This window comes from Pseudoduganella rivuli, assembly GCF_009674485.1.
Classification (GTDB): Bacteria; Pseudomonadota; Gammaproteobacteria; order Burkholderiales; family Burkholderiaceae_D; genus Rugamonas; species Rugamonas rivuli_B.
On the sequence record NZ_WKJJ01000037.1, the window covers coordinates 24,690 to 44,381 of the forward strand.

At 61.5% G+C, this 19,692-nt stretch carries 18 protein-coding genes; 14 read left to right on the forward strand and 4 right to left on the reverse strand.

What is annotated here, in order from left to right; genetic code table 11:
• Positions 1 to 32 precede the first annotated feature (32 nt).
• Complete coding sequence (locus tag GJ700_RS33540; protein ID WP_371868245.1) at positions 33 to 1,370, reverse strand: C4-dicarboxylate transporter DctA; 1,338 nt, start codon at positions 1,368 to 1,370, stop codon at positions 33 to 35.
• Between the two features lie 217 nt (positions 1,371 to 1,587).
• On the opposite strand from GJ700_RS33540, the gene GJ700_RS33545 reads away from it, so the two are divergent.
• From GJ700_RS33545 to GJ700_RS33575, 7 genes are all read left to right on the forward strand, one after another.
• Positions 1,588 to 2,835 (forward strand): allantoate amidohydrolase, encoded by a 1,248-nt coding sequence (locus GJ700_RS33545; RefSeq protein WP_154382356.1) that lies wholly within the window; start codon positions 1,588 to 1,590, stop codon positions 2,833 to 2,835.
• 15 nt (positions 2,836 to 2,850) lie between these two features.
• Positions 2,851 to 4,473, forward strand: coding sequence for an HAL/PAL/TAL family ammonia-lyase (locus GJ700_RS33550; protein WP_195764096.1), 1,623 nt, complete (start codon positions 2,851 to 2,853; stop codon positions 4,471 to 4,473).
• A 175-nt stretch (positions 4,474 to 4,648) separates the two neighbouring features.
• Positions 4,649 to 5,449 (forward strand): transporter substrate-binding domain-containing protein, encoded by an 801-nt coding sequence (locus GJ700_RS33555; protein WP_154382360.1) that lies wholly within the window; start codon positions 4,649 to 4,651, stop codon positions 5,447 to 5,449.
• Between the two features lie 9 nt (positions 5,450 to 5,458).
• Entirely contained in the window at positions 5,459 to 6,127 is a 669-nt protein-coding gene (locus GJ700_RS33560) for an amino acid ABC transporter permease (protein WP_154382361.1), read from the forward strand.
• A complete protein-coding gene (locus GJ700_RS33565) occupies positions 6,124 to 6,780 on the forward strand; it encodes an amino acid ABC transporter permease (protein ID WP_154382363.1) in 657 nt (218 codons plus the stop codon). The genes GJ700_RS33560 and GJ700_RS33565 overlap by 4 nt, the downstream gene beginning before the upstream one ends.
• The gene (locus GJ700_RS33570; RefSeq protein ID WP_154382365.1) at positions 6,761 to 7,489 is read left to right on the forward strand and encodes an amino acid ABC transporter ATP-binding protein; all 729 of its coding nucleotides are present in this window, start codon (positions 6,761 to 6,763) and stop codon (positions 7,487 to 7,489) included. Before GJ700_RS33565 ends, GJ700_RS33570 begins: the two co-directional genes overlap by 20 nt.
• A gap of 36 nt (positions 7,490 to 7,525) precedes the next feature.
• On the forward strand, positions 7,526 to 8,551 hold the full coding sequence (locus GJ700_RS33575; protein ID WP_154382367.1) for a porin: 1,026 nt from the start codon (positions 7,526 to 7,528) through the stop codon (positions 8,549 to 8,551).
• Here GJ700_RS33575 and GJ700_RS33580 read toward each other — a convergent pair whose 3' ends face one another.
• Positions 8,552 to 9,262: a GntR family transcriptional regulator gene (locus GJ700_RS33580; protein WP_154382369.1), complete on the reverse strand. Its 711-nt coding sequence runs from the start codon at positions 9,260 to 9,262 to the stop codon at positions 8,552 to 8,554.
• A 75-nt stretch (positions 9,263 to 9,337) separates the two neighbouring features.
• Here GJ700_RS33580 and GJ700_RS33585 point away from each other — a divergent pair, with 75 nt between their 5' ends.
• Entirely contained in the window at positions 9,338 to 9,898 is a 561-nt protein-coding gene (locus GJ700_RS33585) for a DUF4337 domain-containing protein (RefSeq protein ID WP_154382371.1), read from the forward strand.
• On the opposite strand, the gene GJ700_RS33590 is transcribed toward GJ700_RS33585, so the two are convergent.
• Positions 9,895 to 10,587 carry a Smr/MutS family protein gene (locus GJ700_RS33590; RefSeq protein ID WP_154382373.1) on the reverse strand — a complete coding sequence of 231 codons (693 nt, stop codon included), beginning with the start codon at positions 10,585 to 10,587 and terminating at the stop codon, positions 9,895 to 9,897. The genes GJ700_RS33585 and GJ700_RS33590 overlap by 4 nt on opposite strands.
• 16 nt (positions 10,588 to 10,603) lie before the next feature.
• Positions 10,604 to 11,557, reverse strand: a complete 954-nt coding sequence (trxB, locus tag GJ700_RS33595; protein WP_154382375.1) for a thioredoxin-disulfide reductase — start codon at positions 11,555 to 11,557, stop codon at positions 10,604 to 10,606.
• Positions 11,558 to 11,772: 215 nt separating this feature from the next.
• Here trxB and GJ700_RS33600 point away from each other — a divergent pair, with 215 nt between their 5' ends.
• The 6 genes from GJ700_RS33600 to GJ700_RS33625 all read left to right on the forward strand — a co-directional run bounded on the left by GJ700_RS33600 (position 11,773) and on the right by GJ700_RS33625 (position 19,521).
• Positions 11,773 to 14,295, forward strand: coding sequence for a DNA translocase FtsK (locus GJ700_RS33600; RefSeq protein ID WP_154382377.1), 2,523 nt, complete (start codon positions 11,773 to 11,775; stop codon positions 14,293 to 14,295).
• 11 nt (positions 14,296 to 14,306) lie between these two features.
• Complete coding sequence (gene lolA / locus GJ700_RS33605) at positions 14,307 to 14,939, forward strand: outer membrane lipoprotein chaperone LolA (RefSeq protein ID WP_154382379.1); 633 nt, start codon at positions 14,307 to 14,309, stop codon at positions 14,937 to 14,939.
• Positions 14,939 to 16,243 carry a replication-associated recombination protein A gene (locus GJ700_RS33610; protein ID WP_154382381.1) on the forward strand — a complete coding sequence of 435 codons (1,305 nt, stop codon included), beginning with the start codon at positions 14,939 to 14,941 and terminating at the stop codon, positions 16,241 to 16,243. Before lolA ends, GJ700_RS33610 begins: the two co-directional genes overlap by 1 nt.
• Before the next feature lie 178 nt (positions 16,244 to 16,421).
• Positions 16,422 to 17,084, forward strand: coding sequence for a hypothetical protein (locus tag GJ700_RS33615; RefSeq protein ID WP_195764097.1), 663 nt, complete (start codon positions 16,422 to 16,424; stop codon positions 17,082 to 17,084).
• A gap of 241 nt (positions 17,085 to 17,325) precedes the next feature.
• Positions 17,326 to 18,243 carry a PEP-CTERM sorting domain-containing protein gene (locus tag GJ700_RS33620; protein ID WP_154382385.1) on the forward strand — a complete coding sequence of 306 codons (918 nt, stop codon included), beginning with the start codon at positions 17,326 to 17,328 and terminating at the stop codon, positions 18,241 to 18,243.
• 360 nt (positions 18,244 to 18,603) lie between these two features.
• Complete coding sequence (locus GJ700_RS33625) at positions 18,604 to 19,521, forward strand: PEP-CTERM sorting domain-containing protein (RefSeq protein ID WP_195764098.1); 918 nt, start codon at positions 18,604 to 18,606, stop codon at positions 19,519 to 19,521.
• Positions 19,522 to 19,692 lie beyond the last annotated feature (171 nt).

Genomic DNA, 19,692 nt, shown 5'->3' on the forward strand with positions numbered 1-19,692 from the left:
CCGCAAGCAGTGGATGCCAGGCAGCAGGATGGCTAGCGCTGGCCGGCTGCCTTGGCGGCCGGCTCGATGTCCGGCGCCACGCCCGGCGCCGCGTCGAGTTTCATGGCGCCGCTGCCGTCGTTGAGGACCAGGTGCGCGCGCTGGCGGTCGATATCCTTTTCCCAGGCCGCCACCACCACGGTCGCCACGCAGTTGCCCAGCAAATTACCCAGTGCACGGGCAATGCCGATGAACCAGTCGACCGACAGCACCAGCACCAGTCCCACCACGGGGATGGCGGGAATCGCCGACAGGGTCGCGGCCAGGATCACGATGGCCGAACCCGGCACGCCGTGCGCACCCTTGGATGTCACCAGCGCCACGGCCAGGATCGCCAGCAGGTCGGCCGTGGCCAGCGGCGTGTTGGTGGCCTGCGCGATGAAGACGGCCGCCAGGGTCAGATAAATCGAAAACGCATCGAGGTTGAAGGAATAACCGGTCGGGATCACCAGGCCCACGGTGGAACCCTTGATGCCCATGTGCTCCAGCTTGCGCATGATTTGCGGCAGCACGCTGTCGGACGACGCCGTGGCCAGCACCACCAGCAGTTCTTCGCGCAGATAGCGGATCAATTTGAAGATATTGAAGCCGGCCAGGCGCAGGATGGCGCCCAGGATGCCGAACACGAACAGGATCACGGCGCCATAAAACAGCGCCACCAGGAATCCCAGCTGCTTCAGCGAGCCCACGCCATATTTGCCCACCGTGAAGGCGATCGCGCCAAACACGCCCAGCGGCGCCAGCCGGATCAGGAAGCCCATGCATTTGAAGAAGGCGGCCGACAGGCTGTCGATCATGCCGGCGACCGGCGCGGCTTTTTCACCGATCAGCGACATCGCGCAGCCAAACAGGATGGAAAACAGCAGCACTTGCAATACGTCGCCCGACGTGAAGGCGCTGACCACGGTGGTGGGAATGATTTTCATGACGAAGTCGGCAAAGCCCTGGGATTTCACCTTGGCGGCATTGTCGACGTACGTGCCCAGCGCATTGGCGTCCAGCGCATGCGGGTCGATGTTCATGCCGACGCCGGGCTGGAACACATAGGCCAGCAGCACGCCCAGCGCCAGCGCCACCGTGGTGACCGCTTCGAAATACACCAGCGCCTTGAAACCGACGCGGCCGACTTTCTTCAATTCGCCGGCGCCATAGATACCGTGCACCACCACGCAAAACACGATCATCGGGATGATCATCTTGATGAGTTTGATGAAACCGTCCCCCAGGGGCTTGAGGCTGATGCCGAACTGGGGATACAGCACCCCGACCGCAATGCCGAGGGCCAGGGCAATCAGGACTTGCCCGAACAGGGATGTATGAAAGCGCCGCACGTTATGTCTCCTTTTATTGGTCCCACTGAAATGGTGTCGTAGCGGTTGGTGCCGCGGCACTCCCGGCCAGGCCGTTTGCTGCCATTACATCATTTTTATGCCCCACCTGGAGTGGCCGCTAGCACAACTCAGCTGGTATGAATATAGCACACAAAAAATGTATACAATAATCGAATGCATATGATAAATTGAAAAAATGCACACAGGAGGAGACAACATGAGTCACAACAGCGACACCAATTTCGCCGACACGGGCGAGCGCATCATGGCGTGGGCCGATACGCTGGCGCGCCATACGGAAAGTCCCGGCATGTTGACGCGCACTTACCTGACGCCGGCGCACCAGGGCGCCGCGCAGCAGCTGGCTTGCTGGATGGAAGAGGCGGGGATGCAGGTGCGGCGCGACCAGGCCGGTAACGTCATCGGCCGCTACGAGGGACTGGAACCGGGTGCGCCAGCCCTGATGACGGGATCGCATTTCGACACGGTGCGCAATGGCGGCATGTATGACGGCATGCTGGGTATCCTGCTGCCGATCGCGTGCGTGCAGCGCTTCCACCGGCAAGGCAAGCGGTTCCCGTTTGCGCTGGAAGTGGTCGGCTTTGCGGAAGAAGAGGGTGTGCGCTTCAAGGCCACGTTGCTGGGCAGCCGCGCAATTGCCGGCGGCTTCGTGCACGCCGTGCTCGATAACGCCGATGACGACGGCGTCGCCATGCGCACCGCGATGCGCGATGCGGGTTTCGATCCGGATTGCCTCGGCAGCGCGGCCTACGCGCCGGCCAGCCTGCGCGGCTTTATCGAAGTGCATATCGAACAGGGACCGGTCTTGCTGAACGAGGGCGTGCCGGTGGGTGTGGTCAGCGCGATTTCCGGCGCGACCCGTTTTGCCGTCGAAGTGCAGGGATTGGCGGGGCATGCCGGCACCGTGCCGATGGCGGGCCGGCGCGACGCCGCCATGGCGGCTGCGGAAATCGGCTTGTTCATCGAGCAGCGTTGCCAGGATATTGCGGGCCTGGTGGGCACCGTCGGCCAGTTCCAGGTGCCGCAGGGCGCCGCCAACGTGGTGCCGGGCAAGGCCGTCTTTTCCATTGATATCCGCGCCTGCCGCGATGAAGACCGCGACGGCGCCGTGGCCGACGTGCTGGAAGCGGTGCGCCGCATCAGCGCGCGGCGCGGCGTCGACGTGGCGGTGCGCCGCACGCACGAAGCGCCAAGTGTGCCGTGCGCGCCGCGCTTGCAGCAGCAACTGGCGGCGTCGATCGAGCGCCTGGGCTTGCCGTTGCGCTGCCTGCCGTCCGGCGCGGGCCACGATGCGATGGCGCTGGCCGCGATTGCCGATGTCGCCATGCTGTTCGTCCGCTGTGGCAACGGCGGTATCAGCCACTCACCCGACGAAACCATGACGGCGGCTGATGCCGCCACCGCCGCGCAAGTCTTCAGCGACTTCGTCGAGCATTTCAATTAACTGGAAAGGAATACCATGCAAACCGTAGTGATTGATGGCTTCACCCTGACCGCTGAGCAAGTGCTCGCGGTGGCACGCGGCAACGCGAAGGTGGAACTGGCCGCATCGTCGCGCGCTGCGCTGAAGGAAAGCCGCGACTACATCGAATCGACGTGGATGCACGACGAAGCGCCGATGATGTACAGCTTCAATACCGGCGTGGGCTTGCTGAAAGACACCCGCATCAAGGTGGAGCACATCGAACTGTTCCAGACCCAGCTGATCAAGGCCCACTCGGGCGGTATCGGCGAGCCGTTCTCGGAAGAAGTGTCGCGCGCCACCATGCTGTTGCGCGCCAACGCGTTCGCCTCGAACTATTCCGCGCCGCGCGTGGAAGTGGTGGACCGCCTGCTGGCCTTCATCAATGCCGGCATCCACCCGATCATGCCGCAAAAGGGTTCCGTCGGCGCGTCCGGCGACCTGGCGCCGCTGGCGTACCTGGGCGCGGCGATTGCCGGCTTCGATGAAGCGGAAGTGATGTACAAGGGCCAGCGCATGTCGGCCGCCGAAGCCATCACCAAATCCGAAGTGGGCCCGGTCAAGTTCGACCTGAAAGCCAAGGATGCTTCCGCACTGATCAACGGCTGCACCGCGTCGCTGGCCGTGGCCGTGATGGCTGCCGAAGATGCGCGCAACCTGCTGACCGACGCCTGCGTGTCCCTGGGCCTGACCCTGGAAGCCATGCGTGCCGAGATGGCTGGTTTCGACCCGCGTATCCAGCAAGCCCGTCCGCACCCGGGCCAGATCAAAACGGCCGCCACCGTGCGCAAGCTGCTGAAGGGTTCGACCCGCACCACGCACGAAGCGCGCGCGATCCAGTTCCCGGACGAACTGCGCCGCACCGACATCGAATACACGCCGCGTATCCAGGACGTGTACTCGCTGCGCTGCACGCCGCAAGTGTACGGCCCGGTGTTCGATGCGCTGGACTACATCGACAACATCGTGAAAAACGAGATCAACTCGGCCACCGACAACCCGCTGATCTTCGGCAAGGAGGGCGGCGGCTTCGAGATCATCTCGGGCGGTAACTTCCACGGCCAATACCTGGCGCAAGCGATGGACTTGCTGGCCATGGCGATCACCGACCTGGGCTCGATCGTCGAGCGCCGTATCGCCCGCCTGATCGACCCGACCCTGTCGTGGGGCCTGCCACGCAACCTGATGTCCGGCCTGCGCGGCGTGAACACCGGCTACCCGGTGATCCAGTGCTCGATGTCGTCGCTGGTGATGGAAAACCGCACGTTGTCGATGCCGGGTTCGGTCGATTCGATCCCGTCGAAAGCCAACTCGGAAGACCACATCTCGAACTCGACCTGGTGCGCGCGCAAAGCCCACACCATCGTGCAAAACACGCAATACATCGTGGGCGTGGAAATGCTGCTGGCGGCCCAGGGCCTGACCATGACGGAAAACCTGTTGCCGGGCTTCGTGCTGGGCGAAGGTACCCAGGCTGCTTACGAAGAAATCCGCAAGCAGATCCCGGCCTGCCTGGACGGCGACCGCTGGTTCCACAACGACGTGCAAGTGGCGCACTCGTTCATTACCACGGGTTCGGTGCGCAAGGCGGTGGAAGCGAAGATCGGCGCATTCGTCTGATTTGCCGTCTGTAAAAATGCATACAAAAAGTGCGGACAAAATCCCGTTTCTGGTGCGGCGTCATTATTGATGCCCGGAAATGGGGCAAAAAGTACGATTTTTGTATTGCATACACTTTTTGTGTTCAGGCATGGAATGTGCTTCGTAATAGTCACTATTGTCAAAAGGAGCTGTTATGAAACGACGTTCTGTGATTAATTTCCTGACCCTGTCTACCGTCCTGTCCGTGGCGTTGGCCGCCGGCGCACCGGCGCAAGCCGCCGCGCTGGACGACATCCTGAAAAACAAGGTGCTGAAGGTGGCGGTGCCGCAGGATTTCCCGCCGTTCGGCTCGGTGGGGCCGGACATGAAGCCGGCCGGTTATGACATCGACGTGGCGAAACTGGTGGCGAAGGAATTGGGCGTGGCGGTGGAACTGGTGCCGGTCACCAGCGCCAACCGCATTCCGTACCTGAACACCAAAAAAGTCGACCTGGTGATTTCCAGCCTGGGCAAGAACCCCGAGCGCGAAAAAGTCATCGATTTCACGATTGCCTATGCGCCGTTTTTCAGCGGCGTGTTCGGCTCCGATAAGGTGGCGGTCGGCAAGGGCGAGGAGTTGGCTGGCAAGACGGTCGGCGTGACGCGCGGCGCAGTGGAAGACCTGGAATTGACCAAGCTGGCGCCATCCAGCGCCACCATCAAGCGCTTCGAAGACAACAACGCCACCATTTCCGCCTTCCTGTCCGGCCAGGTGCCGCTGATCGCCACCGGCAACGTGGTGGCGGGCGCCATTTCGGAAAAGCAGACCGCGCACAAGCTGGACTTCAAGTTCATCATCAAGAATTCGCCGTGCCACATCGGCATCAACAAGGGCGAGCCGCAACTGCTGGAGCGGGTCAACCACATCATCGAGAAAGCCAAGCAGGACGGTTCGCTGAACGGCATCGCGGAAAAATGGCTGAAGCTCAAGCGCCCGGTGGCGTCGTTCCTGTAAGGACCGGCGATGGCTTACCTGTTTGATTTCAGCAGCCTGTGGGAATACCGCGACGTGCTGTGGCACGGCGTCCTGGGCACGGTGCGCCTGACCGTGGTCGGCACGGTGCTGGGCGTGGGGATCGGCACACTCGGCGCGCTGGTGCGCGCGTGGAAATTGCCGGTGCTGTCGCCCCTGTTCGGCGCCTACGTGGAGCTGATACGCAATACGCCATTCCTGGTGCAATTGTTCTTTGTATTCTTCGGCTTGCCCAGCATCGGCGTCCGGCTCGATGAATGGGATGCGGCCACCTTGGCCATGGTGCTCAATCTGGGCGCCTACAGCACGGAAATCATCCGCGCCGGCGTCCAGGCCGTGCCGAAAGGGCAGATGGAGGCGGCGCAGGCGCTGGCCATGACGCGCCTGCAGATTTTCCGGCACGTGGTGCTGCGCCAGGCGCTGTGGAAAGTGTGGCCGGCGCTGACCAGCCAGATCGTCGTGGTGATGCTGGGATCGTCAGTCTGTTCGCAAATCTCGGCCGAGGAATTGACGTTCGGCGCCAACTTTGTCCAGTCGCGCAATTTCCGCGCGTTCGAAGCGTACCTGGCGGCCACCGCGTTGTACTTCGGCCTGGCGCTCGGCTTGCGCCGCATGCTGGCCTGGGGCGGGCGGCGTTTCCTGGCGGGGAGGGCGGCATGAGCGATTTCACCACCTGGGATATCTTGCGCAATTTGCTGCTGGCGGCGCGCTGGACCCTGGCGCTGTCGCTGCTGGCCTTTGTCTGCGGCGGCCTGGCCGGCGCCGCGCTGCTGATGCTGCGCAGTTCCCGCCGGCGCGCGCTGCGCCTGTTCGCGACCGGCTATATCGAAGTGTTCCAGAGCACGCCGCTGCTGATGCAATTGTTCCTGCTGTTTTTCGGCCTGTCGCTGGCCGGCGTGGAACTGTCGCCGTGGAGCGCGGCGGCGATTGCGCTGACGTTGTTTACCAGCGCCTACCTGGCCGAGATCTGGCGCGGTTGCGTGGACGCGGTGCCGCGCGGCCAGTGGGAAGCGTCTTCCAGCCTGGCGCTGGGCTACGTGGCGCAAATGCGCCACGTGATCCTGCCGCAGGCGCTGCGCATTGCCATCGCGCCCACGGTCGGCTTTTCCGTGCAGGTGGTGAAAGCCACCGCCGTCACGTCCATCATCGGCTTCGTCGAATTGAGCAAGGCGGCCGGCATGATCAGCAATGCCAGCTTTGCCCCATTCACCGTGTACGGCCTGGTGGCGCTGCTGTATTTCTGCATCTGCTATCCCCTGTCGCTGTACGCGAAAAACCTGGAAAGGAAACTGCATGTCGCTCGTAACCATTAAAGGCTTGCACAAGCGCTATGGAAGCAACCACGTGCTCAAAGGCATCGACCTGGACGTGGGCGCGGGCCAGGTGACGGCCATCATCGGCCGTAGCGGTTCCGGCAAGAGCACCTTGCTGCGCACCATCAATGGCCTGGAAAGCTTCGACGAGGGCTCGCTGGAAGTAGGCGGCGTGCCGCTCACGGCCGGCCAGACCGACTTGCGCGCGCTGCGCCTGAAGGTTGGCATGGTGTTCCAGCAATTCAACCTGTATCCGCACATGACGGTGGGCCAGAACGTGATGCTGTCGCCCACCGTGGTGAAAAAGATGGGCCGGCGTGAAGCGGACGAGCTGGCGCGCGCCATGCTGGACAAGGTCGGGCTGGCCGACAAGTTCGATGCCTATCCCGACCAGTTGTCTGGCGGCCAGCAGCAACGGGTGGCGATTGCCCGCGCGCTGGCGATGCAGCCCAAGGTCTTGCTGTGCGATGAAATCACGTCGGCGCTGGACCCTGAACTGGTCAACGAAGTGCTGGGCGTGGTGCGCCGCCTGGCCGACGACGGCATGACCCTGATCATGGTGACCCATGAAATGCGCTTCGCGCGCGAAGTGGGCGACCAGCTGGTGTTCATGCACCAGGGCCGCATCCACGAGCGCGGCCATCCGAAGTCCCTGTTTGCCAGCCCGGGCACGGCGGAGCTGGCGAATTTTGTCGCTACCGTTGCATGACGCTTAGTTTTACCCCTCAACCTGAAAGAGAGAAAAATGAAGAACAAGATGGTGAGTTTCCTGGTGCTGGCCGCTGCCGCCGGCGTGGCGCAAGCGCAATCGTCGGTGTCCATCTACGGCAATATCGACCTGGGCGTTTCGAAAAAGACGGGCGGTACCACCGTGGTGGGACGGCGCGACAATAATCGTCTGGGTTTCCGTGGCACGGAAGAACTGGGCGATGGTTTGAAAGCGCTGTTTCAGCTGGAAATTCGCTACGACCCGGACGTCGGGACGATTGAAGGCGGCAGCCGCCCGCTGTTCCAGGGCCAGAGCCGCGTGGGCTTGCAGGGCAGCTTCGGCACGCTGCGCTTCGGCCGTGGCTTGACCGCGTTCCAGGATTCCAGCGCGGCGTTCGATCCGTGGCGCGGCGTGCCCAGCACGGCGGGCTTCCAGACCGACCTGACGGTGGCAGGCTATACCAGCCAGCCGCTCGACCCGGCCGGCTCGTCGGCCAACCGCTGGTCCAACGCGGTGTTCTACAACTCGCCGGAAGTGAACGGGGCGCAGATCAACGTGACCGTCGCCAGCAAGGAAGCGCTGGGCAACAGCGCGCTGATCGGCCGCGGCACGGCCGCCGCGCCGCAATATCCGGCCAACTCGCCGCTGAAGAGCAACCCGTATTCGGTGTCGGCCACCTATAAAACGGGGCCGTACGCGGCCATGCTGGCGGCCGAGCGCAATGCGGCCGAGACGAAAATCTGGTCGGTGGCCGGTTCCGCCATGGCCAGCCCGGCGCTGAAACTCACGGCTTCCTACCAGCGCCAGGACCAGGGCGCGACGTTGGCGCGCAATCCCGTCACCAATGCATGGGTCACGGGCGCCAATTACACGATGGGGGCGGAAACGTTCCTGTTCGGCTATGGCCAGAAGCAGCCGGATGGCGTGGTGAAAACCAAGCAGGTGGGCCTGGGCTGGGAACACAGCCTGTCGGCGCGCACTTACCTGTACGCCGATGCGGGTAACCGCAAGGCCGCCACGTCGGTGAATTTCTATGGCGGCGGCATCTTCCACCGCTTCTGATCAATCGTCGCCGGCCATCAGCAGCGCGTTGACCAGATCGCGCTTCGGCGGTTCCACATTGTCGAAGCGCAGGCCGGCTTCGACGTGTTCCAGGTGGCGCAGCATCAGTTGCACGGTTTCTTCGACGTCGCCGCGTTCGGCCGCGTCGAGGATCGCGCCATGTTCGCCCGATGAACATTCGGCGTCGCTGCTGGGCTGGTACAGCATGGTGATCAGCGAACTGCGCGCCACCAGTTCGCTGATGGTGGCCGTCAGCACGCTGTTGCCCACCACCTGGGCCATCAGCACATGGAAGTCGCCCAGCAGGCGGGTGCGCCGGGTCGCGCCATTCGATGCCAGCGCGGCTTGCTCGTCCGCGAAGTGGGCGCGCAGGCGCTGGTAATCGTCCGCCTTCGCCTTGGCGACGAATTCACGCGCCAGCGCGGCTTCCAGGATGCGGCGCACGGCAAAGATTTCACGCGCTTCCAGCGCGCTGGGCTTGGCCACGCACGCACCCTTGTCGTACACCATCTCGATCAGTTTTTCCTTGGACAGGATCAGCAGCGCGGCGCGCACCTTGGTGCGGCTGACGCCATAGACGCGGCCCAGCGCTTCTTCACGCAATTTGGCGCCGGGCGGCAGGCGATGCGCGGCGATTGCTTCCGCGATGTCACGCGCGATGGCTTCGGCCGATGCTGCGGGCTGGACTGGTTCTGCTGCCTGGTCAGTCATGTTCGAGGTCACGGTAGAAAAGAACGATTGTACGGCATTACAATGCGGGCGTATCCCATTTCATCAACCCGCACCATGGACGACAAAGACGACGACAACCCCCTCAACATGCGCGTGGCCATCGTGGTGGCCATCCTGGCAACCTTCATGGGCATTTGCAAGGTCAAGGACGATAATATCAACCAGGCCATGCAACAGACCCAGGCGAATAAAGTCGATCACTGGTCCTTTTACCAGGCCCGCAATATCCGCGAGGAAGTCGCCAATGCGGCGATTGTCCAGCTGAAGCTGTCCAGGGCCGGCCGTCCCCAGGCCGCGCAGGCGGCCTATGACGAAGCCATCGCCAGTTACACGAAGCTGGCGGCGGACCAGAAGCGCAAGAAGGAAGAGCTGAAAGCGCAGGCCGAGCAGGACGACAAGGATTACAACGCGCTGAACTTCAAGGACGACCAGTTCGACCTGTCCGACGCCATGCTGGCGATCGCCATCGCGCTGCTGGCCATCACGACGCTGACCAAGCAGCGCTGGCTGTTCTGGCTGTCGATGGTGCCGACGGCGTTTGGCGTGTTCATGGGGCTGTGCGGGCTGCTCGGGTGGGGCTTCCACCCGTCGGCATTGATGGCGCTGCTGTCTTAGCGCCGCTCGGGCACCAGCGCGGCGCGCAGCAAAACGATCAGCGCGCCTTCTCCGCCATCATGCGAGCGCGCCTGGCAAAACGCCACCACGCCTTTTTGTACCAGCCAGCTGTGCACCATCGACTTCAGTACTGGTTCCTGCCCGCGCGAGCCGAAGCCGCGCCCATGGATCACGCACACGCAGCGGTGGTTGCGCTGCGTCGCACGGGTTAAGAACACGCCCAGCGCATCGCGCGCCTGGTCGCGGTTCATGCCGTGCAAGTCCAGTTCATCCTGGATCGGCCAGTGGCCCTTGCGCATTTTCTTCATGACGTCCGGGCCGACGCCGGGCGCCACGTAATTCAGTTCCGGATCTTCTTCCAGGTAGTGCTCGACGCCGAACATGTCCGACAGCGACTCGCGCAGGACGGCCGCATCGTCGGCTTTCTGTTCGTCCGCCGTCAGTGGGCGTTTTTTTGCCGCGGCGGCCGCCGCCGCGGCGGAGACGGCAGGGCGGGCCTGATGGACATAGCGGTCCGTCGGCTGCATTTTCTGCACGCCGGACAGACTGTTGCGGAAAATGTTGGCCTCCTGCGCCGCGACTTTTTCCTGCTTTTTGCGCTCCGCTTCCGCAGCGGCGCGGTCGTCAGCCTGTTGCTTCAGCTGCTTGCTGAGCGACTTCAGGTCCGCAAAGTCCTTCAAACCAGCCATGCTCATAGCCTCCCGATTACTCCTGCGATTCCAGGTAACGCTGCGCGTCCAGCGCCGCCATGCAGCCGGTGCCGGCGCTGGTGATGGCCTGGCGGTACACGTGGTCTTGCACGTCGCCGGCGGCAAACACGCCCGGTACGCTGGTGGCGGTGGCCATGCCCTCGGTGCCGGTCTTGGTCTTGATGTAGCCGTTGTGCATTTCCAGCTGGCCTTCGAAGATGCCGGTGTTCGGCTTGTGGCCGATCGCCACGAACAGGCCGTGCACCTTGATCTGCGACAGCGCGCCATCCGCCGTGGCCGCCAGCGTCAGGCCGGTCACGCCGCCCTGGTCGCCCGTCACTTCGTGCAGCGTGTGGTTCAGTTTCAGCTCGATCTTGCCTTCGGCAACCTTGGCCATCAGGCGGTCGATCAGGATGGCTTCGGCGCGGAACTTGTCGCGGCGGTGCACCAGCGTGACCTTGGTGGCGATGTTCGACAGGTACAGTGCTTCTTCCACGGCGGTATTGCCGCCGCCGATGACGGCGACTTCCTGGCCACGGTAGAAGAAACCGTCGCAGGTGGCGCAGGCGGACACGCCGCGGCCCATGAATTCCTGTTCCGACGGCAGGCCCAGGTACTGGGCCGACGCGCCGGTGGCGATGATCAGCGTATCGCACGTGTATTCGCTGCTGTCGCCGATCAGGCGGATCGGCTTTTCCGACAGCTTGGCCGTGTGGATGTGGTCAAACACGATTTCCGTATTAAAACGCTCGGCGTGCTGCAGGAAACGCTGCATCAAGTCCGGGCCTTGCACGCCCATCGGGTCGGCCGGCCAGTTTTCCACGTCGGTGGTGGTCATCAGCTGGCCACCCTGTTCCACGCCGGTCACCAGCATGGGGTTCAGATTGGCGCGGGCGGCATAAATGGCGGCGCTGTAGCCGGCAGGGCCGGAGCCGAGGATCAAAACGCGGGCGTGTTTGGTAGTGGTCATGAACGGTTCTTTCAGTTTGGATCAACCCAAAATGGGGGCGCGGGCAACACTCGCAAGGTGGATCTGTGTTATTTCGGCACGCGCGGGAAACCGGGATTATAGTCCAACCCGGGTTGACGGATGAATCGTGAGGCCAGTTGCCTCAGAGATAGCTTAAAATAAGGGGTTACGGCGGATAGCCGAGAAATAGCCTCAGAATTATTATTAAAGTAACAATGCCAAGAAACAGTCCACAGGCGACCTCCAACCGGAACACCCGCAACAGTTCAGAACGCCAGCCGCTGCCGAACCGGCTGGTGCGGCTGTTGTCGGAAGCGCGCTGGATGGCCATTGCCGTGCTGACCATTTACGTCGTGCTGATCATGGCCAGCTACAACAAGCTGGATCCGGGCTGGTCGCACTCGAATGTCGTGCCCCGCGTGTTCAATCTGGGCGGGAAGGCGGGCGCCTATCTGAGCGACCTGATGCTGTTCATTTTCGGCTTTTCCGCGTGGTGGTGGATCATCTGGCTGCTGCGCACCGTGTGGGGCGGCTACCGGCGGCTGACGCGCCGCTTCCTGTCCGGCGAAGACGAGGAACCGGAACACCGTCACGAAACCGTCATCCGCGTGATCGGCTTTGCTTTCCTGCTGGTGGGCAGCCTGGGCCTGGAATTCCTGCGCATGTACACGTTGCCCGTGCAATTGCCCCGTGCGCCCGGCGGCGTGCTGGGCCAGTTGATCGGGCACGCGGCGCACGTGGGGCTGGGCTTTACCGGCGCCACCTTGCTGCTGTTGCTGCTGTTCGTCGTGGGCTTGAGCCTGTTCTTCCACATTTCGTGGCTGAACGTGGCCGAGCGGATCGGCGGCGCACTGGAAGTGTGCTACGAGTGGATGGTGCACCGCTACGAAGACCATGAAGACCGCCGCCGCGGTTCGATGGCGGCCGTCAAGCGCGATGAAGTGGTGGTGAGCGAGCGCGCCAAGCACGTGGAAAAACATGCGGAAAAGCCCGTGCGCATCGAGCCGCAGGTCGTCGACAACCCGTTTACGCAGGCCAAGGGCGACAAGAAAGCCGACAAGGACGATACCGCCGCCACCGTGGCCGCCTTTGCCGCAGTGCCGCCGGCGGGCCAGGCTGCCGCCGCACCGGTTGAGAAATTCGCTGGCGCGCCGGCGCCCGTGAAGATCGAAGCGCCCGTGACGTCGGTGCCGATGTCGGAGCGCGCCGTCAAGGAGCGCCAGGGGACGTTGTTCCAGGAATCGCGCCCGGGCGATTTGCCGCCGCTGTCGCTGCTGGACGACCCGCCGCAGACGCTGGAAGCATTGCCGGTGGAAACGCTGGAATTCACCAGCCGCCTGATTGAAAAGAAATTGTCCGACTTCGGCGTGGAAGCCCGCGTGGTGGCGGCCTATCCGGGCCCGGTGGTGACCCGTTACGAGATTGAACCGGCGACCGGCGTCAAAGGCAGCCAGATCGTCAACCTGGCGCGCGACCTGGCCCGTTCGCTGTCGCTGACGTCGATCCGCGTGGTGGAAACCATCCCGGGCAAGAATTACATGGCGCTGGAATTGCCGAATCCGAAGCGCCAGATCGTGCGCCTGTCGGAAATCGTCGGTTCCAAGGTCTATCACGACAATGCGTCGGCCCTGACGGTGGCGCTGGGCAAGGATATCGCCGGCAAGCCGGTGGTGGCGGACCTGGCCAAGATGCCGCACTTGCTGGTGGCCGGTACCACCGGTTCCGGCAAGTCGGTGGGTATCAATGCGACCATCCTGTCGCTGCTGTACAAGGCCGATCCGGCCGACGTGCGCATGATCCTGATCGACCCGAAGATGCTGGAAATGTCGGTCTACGAAGGCATCCCGCATTTGCTGGCGCCCGTGGTGACGGACATGCGCCAGGCCGGCCACGCGCTGAACTGGGCTGTCAACGAGATGGAGCGGCGCTACAAACTGATGTCCAAGCTGGGCGTACGTAACCTGGCCGGCTATAACACGAAAATCGCGGAAGCGAAAAAGCGCGAAGAACATATCCCGAATCCATTCAGCATTACGCCGGATTCACCGGAACCGCTGGATAAATTGCCCACCATTGTCATCATTATTGACGAGCTGGCCGACCTGATGATGGTTGTGGGCAAGAAAGTCGAAGAGTTGATTGCCCGTATTGCACAGAAAGCCCGTGCCGCCGGCCTGCACTTGATTCTCGCGACGCAGCGCCCATCTGTGGATGTGATTACCGGCTTAATTAAAGCCAATATTCCGACCCGTATTGCGTTCCAGGTATCGTCCAAGATCGACTCCCGCACGATTCTCGACCAGATGGGGGCGGAAACCCTGCTGGGCATGGGTGACATGCTGTACATGCCGCCCGGTACCGGTTTGCCGATCCGTGTCCACGGCGCGTTTGTATCCGATGACGAAGTGCACCGCGTGGTGGGCCACTTGAAATTGCAGGGAGAGCCGAATTACATCGAAGGCATCCTGGAAGGCGGCACCCTGGAAGGCGAGGGCGGCGCCGAAGGCGGCGCGGCGGCAGGCGAGGGCGGCGGCGAAGCCGACCCGATGTATGACCAGGCCGTGCAAGTGGTGTTGAAGAACCGCCGCGCATCGATTTCGCTGGTGCAGCGCCATTTGCGCATTGGTTACAACCGCGCGGCGCGCCTGCTGGAACAGATGGAACAAAGCGGGGTGGTGTCACCCATGCAGTCGAACGGCAACCGCGACATCCTGGTGCCGGCTGCCAGTGCAGAATAAGGATTTTTAGTATGAAACGATGGAAAATTGCCGCCCTGCTGGCGGCCACGGTCGCCGCCAGCGCGCTGGTGGTGGAAGCCGAAGCGGCTGCGCTGGACCAGTTCAAGACCTTTGTCGCCGGCACTAAATCCGCGCGGGGTGAATTCACGCAGCAGCAGCTGAAGGCGGGCGGCGGCAAGGCTGCCGCGCCGTCGTCCGGCACGTTTGAATTTGCCCGTCCCGGTAAATTCATCTGGCTGTACCAGAAACCGTATGACCAGTTGCTGCAAGCCGATGGCGACAAGCTGTATATCTATGACAAGGACTTGAACCAGGTCACCGTGAAAAAGCTGGGCGATGCGCTGGGCTCGTCGCCAGCCGCGATCTTGTTTGGCAGCAATGACCTGGAAAAGAACTTCACGCTGTCCGAAGCGGGCACCAAGGATGGCATGGAATGGCTGAAAGCCGTGCCAAAGACGCAGGACACGACGTTCGAGCAAATCACCATCGGCTTGCGTGACGGGACGCCGCAAGCGATGGAACTCAAGGATAACTTTGGCTCCGTGTCGGTGTTGACGTTCCGCAAGTTCGAAAAAAATCCCGTGGTCGCCGCCAACCACTTCAAATTCGTCATGCCGAAAGGCGTGGAGATTTCGCAGCAGTGATGGACGATTTGTTCAAGACCGAGCCGCGCCCGCCACTGGCGGAGGCGTTGCGGCCCAAGTCGCTCGACGAAGTCATGGGCCAGACCCATTTATTGGGTGAGGGCAAACCGCTGCGCCTGGCGTTCCAGGCCCGCAAACCCCACTCGATGATTTTCTGGGGCCCGCCCGGCGTCGGCAAGACCACGCTGGCACGCCTCACGGCCAATGCGTTTGACGCGGAATTCATTGCGCTGTCCGCGGTGTTTGCCGGCGTCAAGGATATCCGCGCGGCGATGGAACAGGCGCAGGAGAACCTGGACCGCCTGGGCAAGCATACGTTGCTGTTTGTCGATGAAATCCACCGTTTCAATAAGTCGCAGCAAGATGCCTTGCTGCCGTTTGTCGAATCGGGCCTGGTGACGTTCATTGGCGCCACCACGGAAAACCCCAGTTTTGAGGTCAATTCGGCGTTGCTGTCGCGTGCACAGGTCTATGTGCTGAAGTCGCTCAATGAAACGGAAATGCGCCAGTTGCTGGCCAAGGCGCAAAAAGAAGCCTTGCCGCATTTGCAATTCGATGATGCGGCAGCCGATACGCTGATCGGCTATGCCGATGGCGATGCGCGCCGCTTCCTGAACTTGCTGGAACAGGCGGATAACGCCGCCTCGTCCGCCGGCATCCAGACCATCGACAGCGCCTTCGTCGAAAACGCCATGACGTTGAATGCGCGCCGCTTCGACAAGGGCGGCGACAATTTCTATGACCAGATCTCGGCGCTGCACAAATCCGTGCGGGGCTCGAATCCGGATGGCGCCCTGTACTGGTTTTGCCGCATGATCGACGGCGGCGCCGATCCCCGCTACCTGGCGCGTCGCATCGTGCGCATGGCGTGGGAAGACATCGGCCTGGCCGATCCCCGCGCACTGACCATTGTCAACGATGCGGCGGAAACCTATGAACGCCTGGGTTCGCCGGAAGGTGAGCTGGCGCTGGGCCAGGCCGTGATTTACCTGGCCGTGGCCGCCAAGAGCAATGCCGGCTACAACGCCTTCAATGAAGCGATGGCGCACGTGAAACGCGATAAATCGCGTGAGGTGCCGGTCCACTTACGCAACGCGCCGACCAGGCTGATGAAAGAGCTGGGTTATGGCCACGCCTACCGCTATGCGCACGACGAACCCCATGCGTATGCCGCAGGGGAGACGTATTTGCCCGATGGTATGCCGGAGCCGGGCTGGTACCGGCCCGTGCCGCGCGGGCTGGAAATCAAGATTGCCGATAAGCTGGCCTTCCTGCGCAAGCTCGACGACGATGCGCGTAAATAACAGGCCGGGACCTATAACTGCGCCTTGCCTTACCAACTCAGTTGACATGTGGCATGATTGAAGTCTTTGCAACTGACTTTGCCGATCCATGCTTATTCCCAGCCTTGCCTCTGAAATGACCACGACTTGCCAGTTGTTCTGGAAACTGGCGGAAGGAGATTTTCCTGAGGCCCAGTCGATGACGTGCACGCTTAAGCTGAACAATTCCCGGCAGTGCATGCAATTCCCGTTCCCTGCATTCCCGCAGCCGCTGCTGGGCTTGCGTCTGGACTTTGCCGATACGCCGGCCAATGTGGTGGTGCTGGGTATGGCGTTGCGGGATGCAGAACAGGCGGTGCAATGGCAATGGGATGGCGCCCCGGAAGTGTTTGCGGACCTGGCTGATGCGCATCTGACCAAAGGGGAATCGGATGGCCCGGTGGTATTACTGGCTTCGCATGGACTGGACCCTCGGTGCCACCTTGCGATTCCCGCGGAGATGCTGGCGCGCGTGCAAGGCGGTTGGCGCCTGGAATTGACCGTGTCGCCACAAACGGACCCGTTGCATGATTTGCTGCGCGATTCGCTGTCGCACCAGAAGCAGATCATCGCGCTGTCGAAACTCGTGGTGGACCAGCGGCAGCACATCGAGTTGCTGGAGCGTGCGTGCCGCGAGCAATTGCAGCGGATTGAACAGCTGGCGGCCGATAGCAAATTGCAGCAACTCACGGTGGCCCGCTATGAAGAGAACGACGCCATCATTCGCAAAAAACTTGCCGAACAGGACAGCACATTGAGCGCTATTGTCAGCAACAAGTGGCTGCGCCGCCTGTTCTCGTTCAAGCAGATGCCATCGGCCTGACTTTCCTGGCGCCGCCAATCGGTAACGGCGCCGGTAAAGTACACGGCGGAACATTGCGTTTACGACATAGTTTCTCAAGGTAAGGGAAACTGCTAGTCGGAAATCTTTACAACGCGCAAATTCTGTGCATAAAGATACCTTTTAAATCAGGAGCTTATACTACTGGTCTACAACTTGCTTACTTTCTGGTCGGAACAAAGGTTTATTGATTTGTAATTTAGCCACCCGAAAGGAAGCCAAAATGAACAAGCAAATCGCCTTATCCGTTGCGTTGTCAGCCGCGCTGTTTGCGACCAATACGTATGCGGCGGACTCTGTCAACGATCCAGTCTATAAGTCTCCTTGCACGAAAGATACCTACCAGATCACTGCAGCGGGCCTTGCCGGCGGACCGCTGTCGGCGATTCCAGGCGGCATCCAGGCTACCTCCTGCATTGGCGTCTATTCGTCGCCGAATAACATCAACAGCTATAACGCCGACCAGCCTAACCTGGGTTACCTGGGCAACGGTTTGCTGAATGGCGAGAAAAACTCGCTGGGCAATGCATTGGTCAGCCCAACCCAATTCATCACCACCAGCCAGTTGCAGGACTTGAATCCCGCCACTTCGGGAGCGATTGACCCGGGCTGGGTGCAACTCGGCACCCTGGCATCGAACGGCGGGACCCTGTCGACCTATAACGTAACGCCGACGGGCGGCCCGGCATTCAACTTGTCCAATGTGATGAGCTACACGCAGACCGTGACCAACACCACGACCGGCGGTGGCATGCCCGGGGGCATCGCCGGTACGTGGGCGCTGACCTTGAACCCCAACATCGTGGCAATCCTGAACGCCGCCGGGCTGTTCCAGCGCAGCAGCTTCGACCACCTGGCCTTCGAGTTGAAAGCAGGTAGTAACTGGGCCGTGTACGACTTCGATTTCAATGCCATCGGTGGCTTTGACCTGACCAAGCCGTACTCGATGTCCGGTACGTTCAATTTGAACGACTTCCGGAATTCGCAAAATAATGCTGACCAGAACATTTCCCAGCTGACAGTCTGGGCCCGCGATCCGGTGGTGGAGCAAACCACCACGATTCCAGAGCCGGGTGTGCTGGGACTGTTTGGTATCGGCCTGCTGTCGCTGGCGGGCCTGCGTCGCCGCCGCCAGGCTTAGACGCGCATCCGCCTCGGAGCGGGAATTTCCCAAAGCCACCCATCCGGGTGGCTTTTTTTATCCCGTGCGCCCGAGGCAGAGGAGGGTGTCGGAAAATCTTACAGTGCAAATTGTTACCGAATGTTGAAAACTGTTAACTACAGGCAGGAAATATCCTTTGTGCCCCGGACTCACCTATTTATGTAAGGGAAACTGCTAGTCGGAAACTTTTACACTGCTGTACTATACAATTCCATTACAGTTGGATTACAGCTCTGTAATCGAAAAGTTTGCTGACCTGGCCCATAACTTGCTTACTTTCTGGTTGGAATAAGAAATTTCGATATGTCAATAAATATTGCCACCCAGAAGGAAACTCAAATGACCAAACCATACTCGAAGCTGATTGGCGCGTTGATGATCGCCCTGTTCGCGACCACCGCATCTGCAAAAGACACCGTGCAGGATCCGCAACCAACCGGGACCTCGTGCACCAAGGATACCTTTGCGATCACTGCGGCGGGTCTTTCGGGTACGCCCCAGCAGACGCTGCCAGGCGCCATCCAGGCCACGTCTTGCATCGGTATTTACGCCACGCCAAACAACCTCGGTACATACAACGTCGAAGCGCCTAACCTGGGTTACCTGGGCAACGGCCTGCTGAACGGCGAAAAGAATTCGGCGGGCGTGGCCATCGTCAGCCCAACCCAGTTCATCACGAGCAGCCAGTTGCAAGACCTGAACCCGAACACCAACGGCGCGATCGATCCGGGCTGGGTTCAGCTGGGCACGCTGGCATCGAACAGCGGCACGATGACGACGATGAGCGTGACGCCGACCGGCGGTACGGCTTTCAACCTGTCGAACGTGCTGAGCTACACCCAGACCGTAACCAACAGCACCAATGGTGGCGGCCTGACCGGTGGCATCGCCGGTACCTGGACCCTGACGGTCAATCCGAACATCGTCAACATCCTGCATGAAAAAGGCTTGTTCCAGCGTAGCAGCTTCGACCAGCTGGCATTTGAACTGAAAGCGGGCAGCAACTGGGCCGTGTACGATTTCGACTTCACCAAGATCGGCGGCTTTGACCTGACCAAGCCATACACGATTTCCGGCACGTTCAACCTGAACGACTTCCGCAATCCGACCAACAACGCCGACCAGAATATTTCCCTGCTGTCGGTCTGGGCGCGCGACCCGGTCAATGTCAACGAAGTGCCTGAGCCAGGCACCCTGGCCGTGTTCGGCGCCGGCCTGCTGTCGCTGGCAGCACTGCGCCGCCGTCAGCGCAAGTAATCTTCCTGGCCGCAAGGCTGGAACGAAAGCCACCTGCGGGTGGCTTTTTTTTGGTTCTTCACGGATTGCCGGGATGAGCATGCCGTAAACGCAAGAGAGCAGTAAGGAAGAGTTATTGTGTTTGTGCGACCAAACCCAAAAACTAATCCACTGCTCTCATGGCAAATCATA

What these genes read in the sequence shown, in the direction of transcription:
- GJ700_RS33570 (WP_154382365.1), top strand. Translation starts at nt 6,761, where the DNA reads ATGTCGCTCGTAACCATTAAAGGCTTGCACAAGCGCTATGGAAGCAAC.
- GJ700_RS33610 (WP_154382381.1), top strand. Translation starts at nt 14,939, where the DNA reads ATGGACGATTTGTTCAAGACCGAGCCGCGCCCGCCACTGGCGGAGGCG.
- GJ700_RS33555 (WP_154382360.1), top strand. Translation starts at nt 4,649, where the DNA reads ATGAAACGACGTTCTGTGATTAATTTCCTGACCCTGTCTACCGTCCTG.
- GJ700_RS33590 (WP_154382373.1), bottom strand. Translation starts at nt 10,587, where the DNA reads ATGGCTGGTTTGAAGGACTTTGCGGACCTGAAGTCGCTCAGCAAGCAG.
- GJ700_RS33575 (WP_154382367.1), top strand. Translation starts at nt 7,526, where the DNA reads ATGAAGAACAAGATGGTGAGTTTCCTGGTGCTGGCCGCTGCCGCCGGC.
- GJ700_RS33625 (WP_195764098.1), top strand. Translation starts at nt 18,604, where the DNA reads ATGACCAAACCATACTCGAAGCTGATTGGCGCGTTGATGATCGCCCTG.
- GJ700_RS33600 (WP_154382377.1), top strand. Translation starts at nt 11,773, where the DNA reads ATGCCAAGAAACAGTCCACAGGCGACCTCCAACCGGAACACCCGCAAC.
- GJ700_RS33565 (WP_154382363.1), top strand. Translation starts at nt 6,124, where the DNA reads ATGAGCGATTTCACCACCTGGGATATCTTGCGCAATTTGCTGCTGGCG.
- GJ700_RS33585 (WP_154382371.1), top strand. Translation starts at nt 9,338, where the DNA reads ATGGACGACAAAGACGACGACAACCCCCTCAACATGCGCGTGGCCATC.
- GJ700_RS33550 (WP_195764096.1), top strand. Translation starts at nt 2,851, where the DNA reads ATGCAAACCGTAGTGATTGATGGCTTCACCCTGACCGCTGAGCAAGTG.
- GJ700_RS33545 (WP_154382356.1), top strand. Translation starts at nt 1,588, where the DNA reads ATGAGTCACAACAGCGACACCAATTTCGCCGACACGGGCGAGCGCATC.
- GJ700_RS33580 (WP_154382369.1), bottom strand. Translation starts at nt 9,262, where the DNA reads ATGACTGACCAGGCAGCAGAACCAGTCCAGCCCGCAGCATCGGCCGAA.
- GJ700_RS33620 (WP_154382385.1), top strand. Translation starts at nt 17,326, where the DNA reads ATGAACAAGCAAATCGCCTTATCCGTTGCGTTGTCAGCCGCGCTGTTT.
- trxB (WP_154382375.1), bottom strand. Translation starts at nt 11,557, where the DNA reads ATGACCACTACCAAACACGCCCGCGTTTTGATCCTCGGCTCCGGCCCT.
- GJ700_RS33615 (WP_195764097.1), top strand. Translation starts at nt 16,422, where the DNA reads ATGACGTGCACGCTTAAGCTGAACAATTCCCGGCAGTGCATGCAATTC.
- GJ700_RS33560 (WP_154382361.1), top strand. Translation starts at nt 5,459, where the DNA reads ATGGCTTACCTGTTTGATTTCAGCAGCCTGTGGGAATACCGCGACGTG.
- lolA (WP_154382379.1), top strand. Translation starts at nt 14,307, where the DNA reads ATGAAACGATGGAAAATTGCCGCCCTGCTGGCGGCCACGGTCGCCGCC.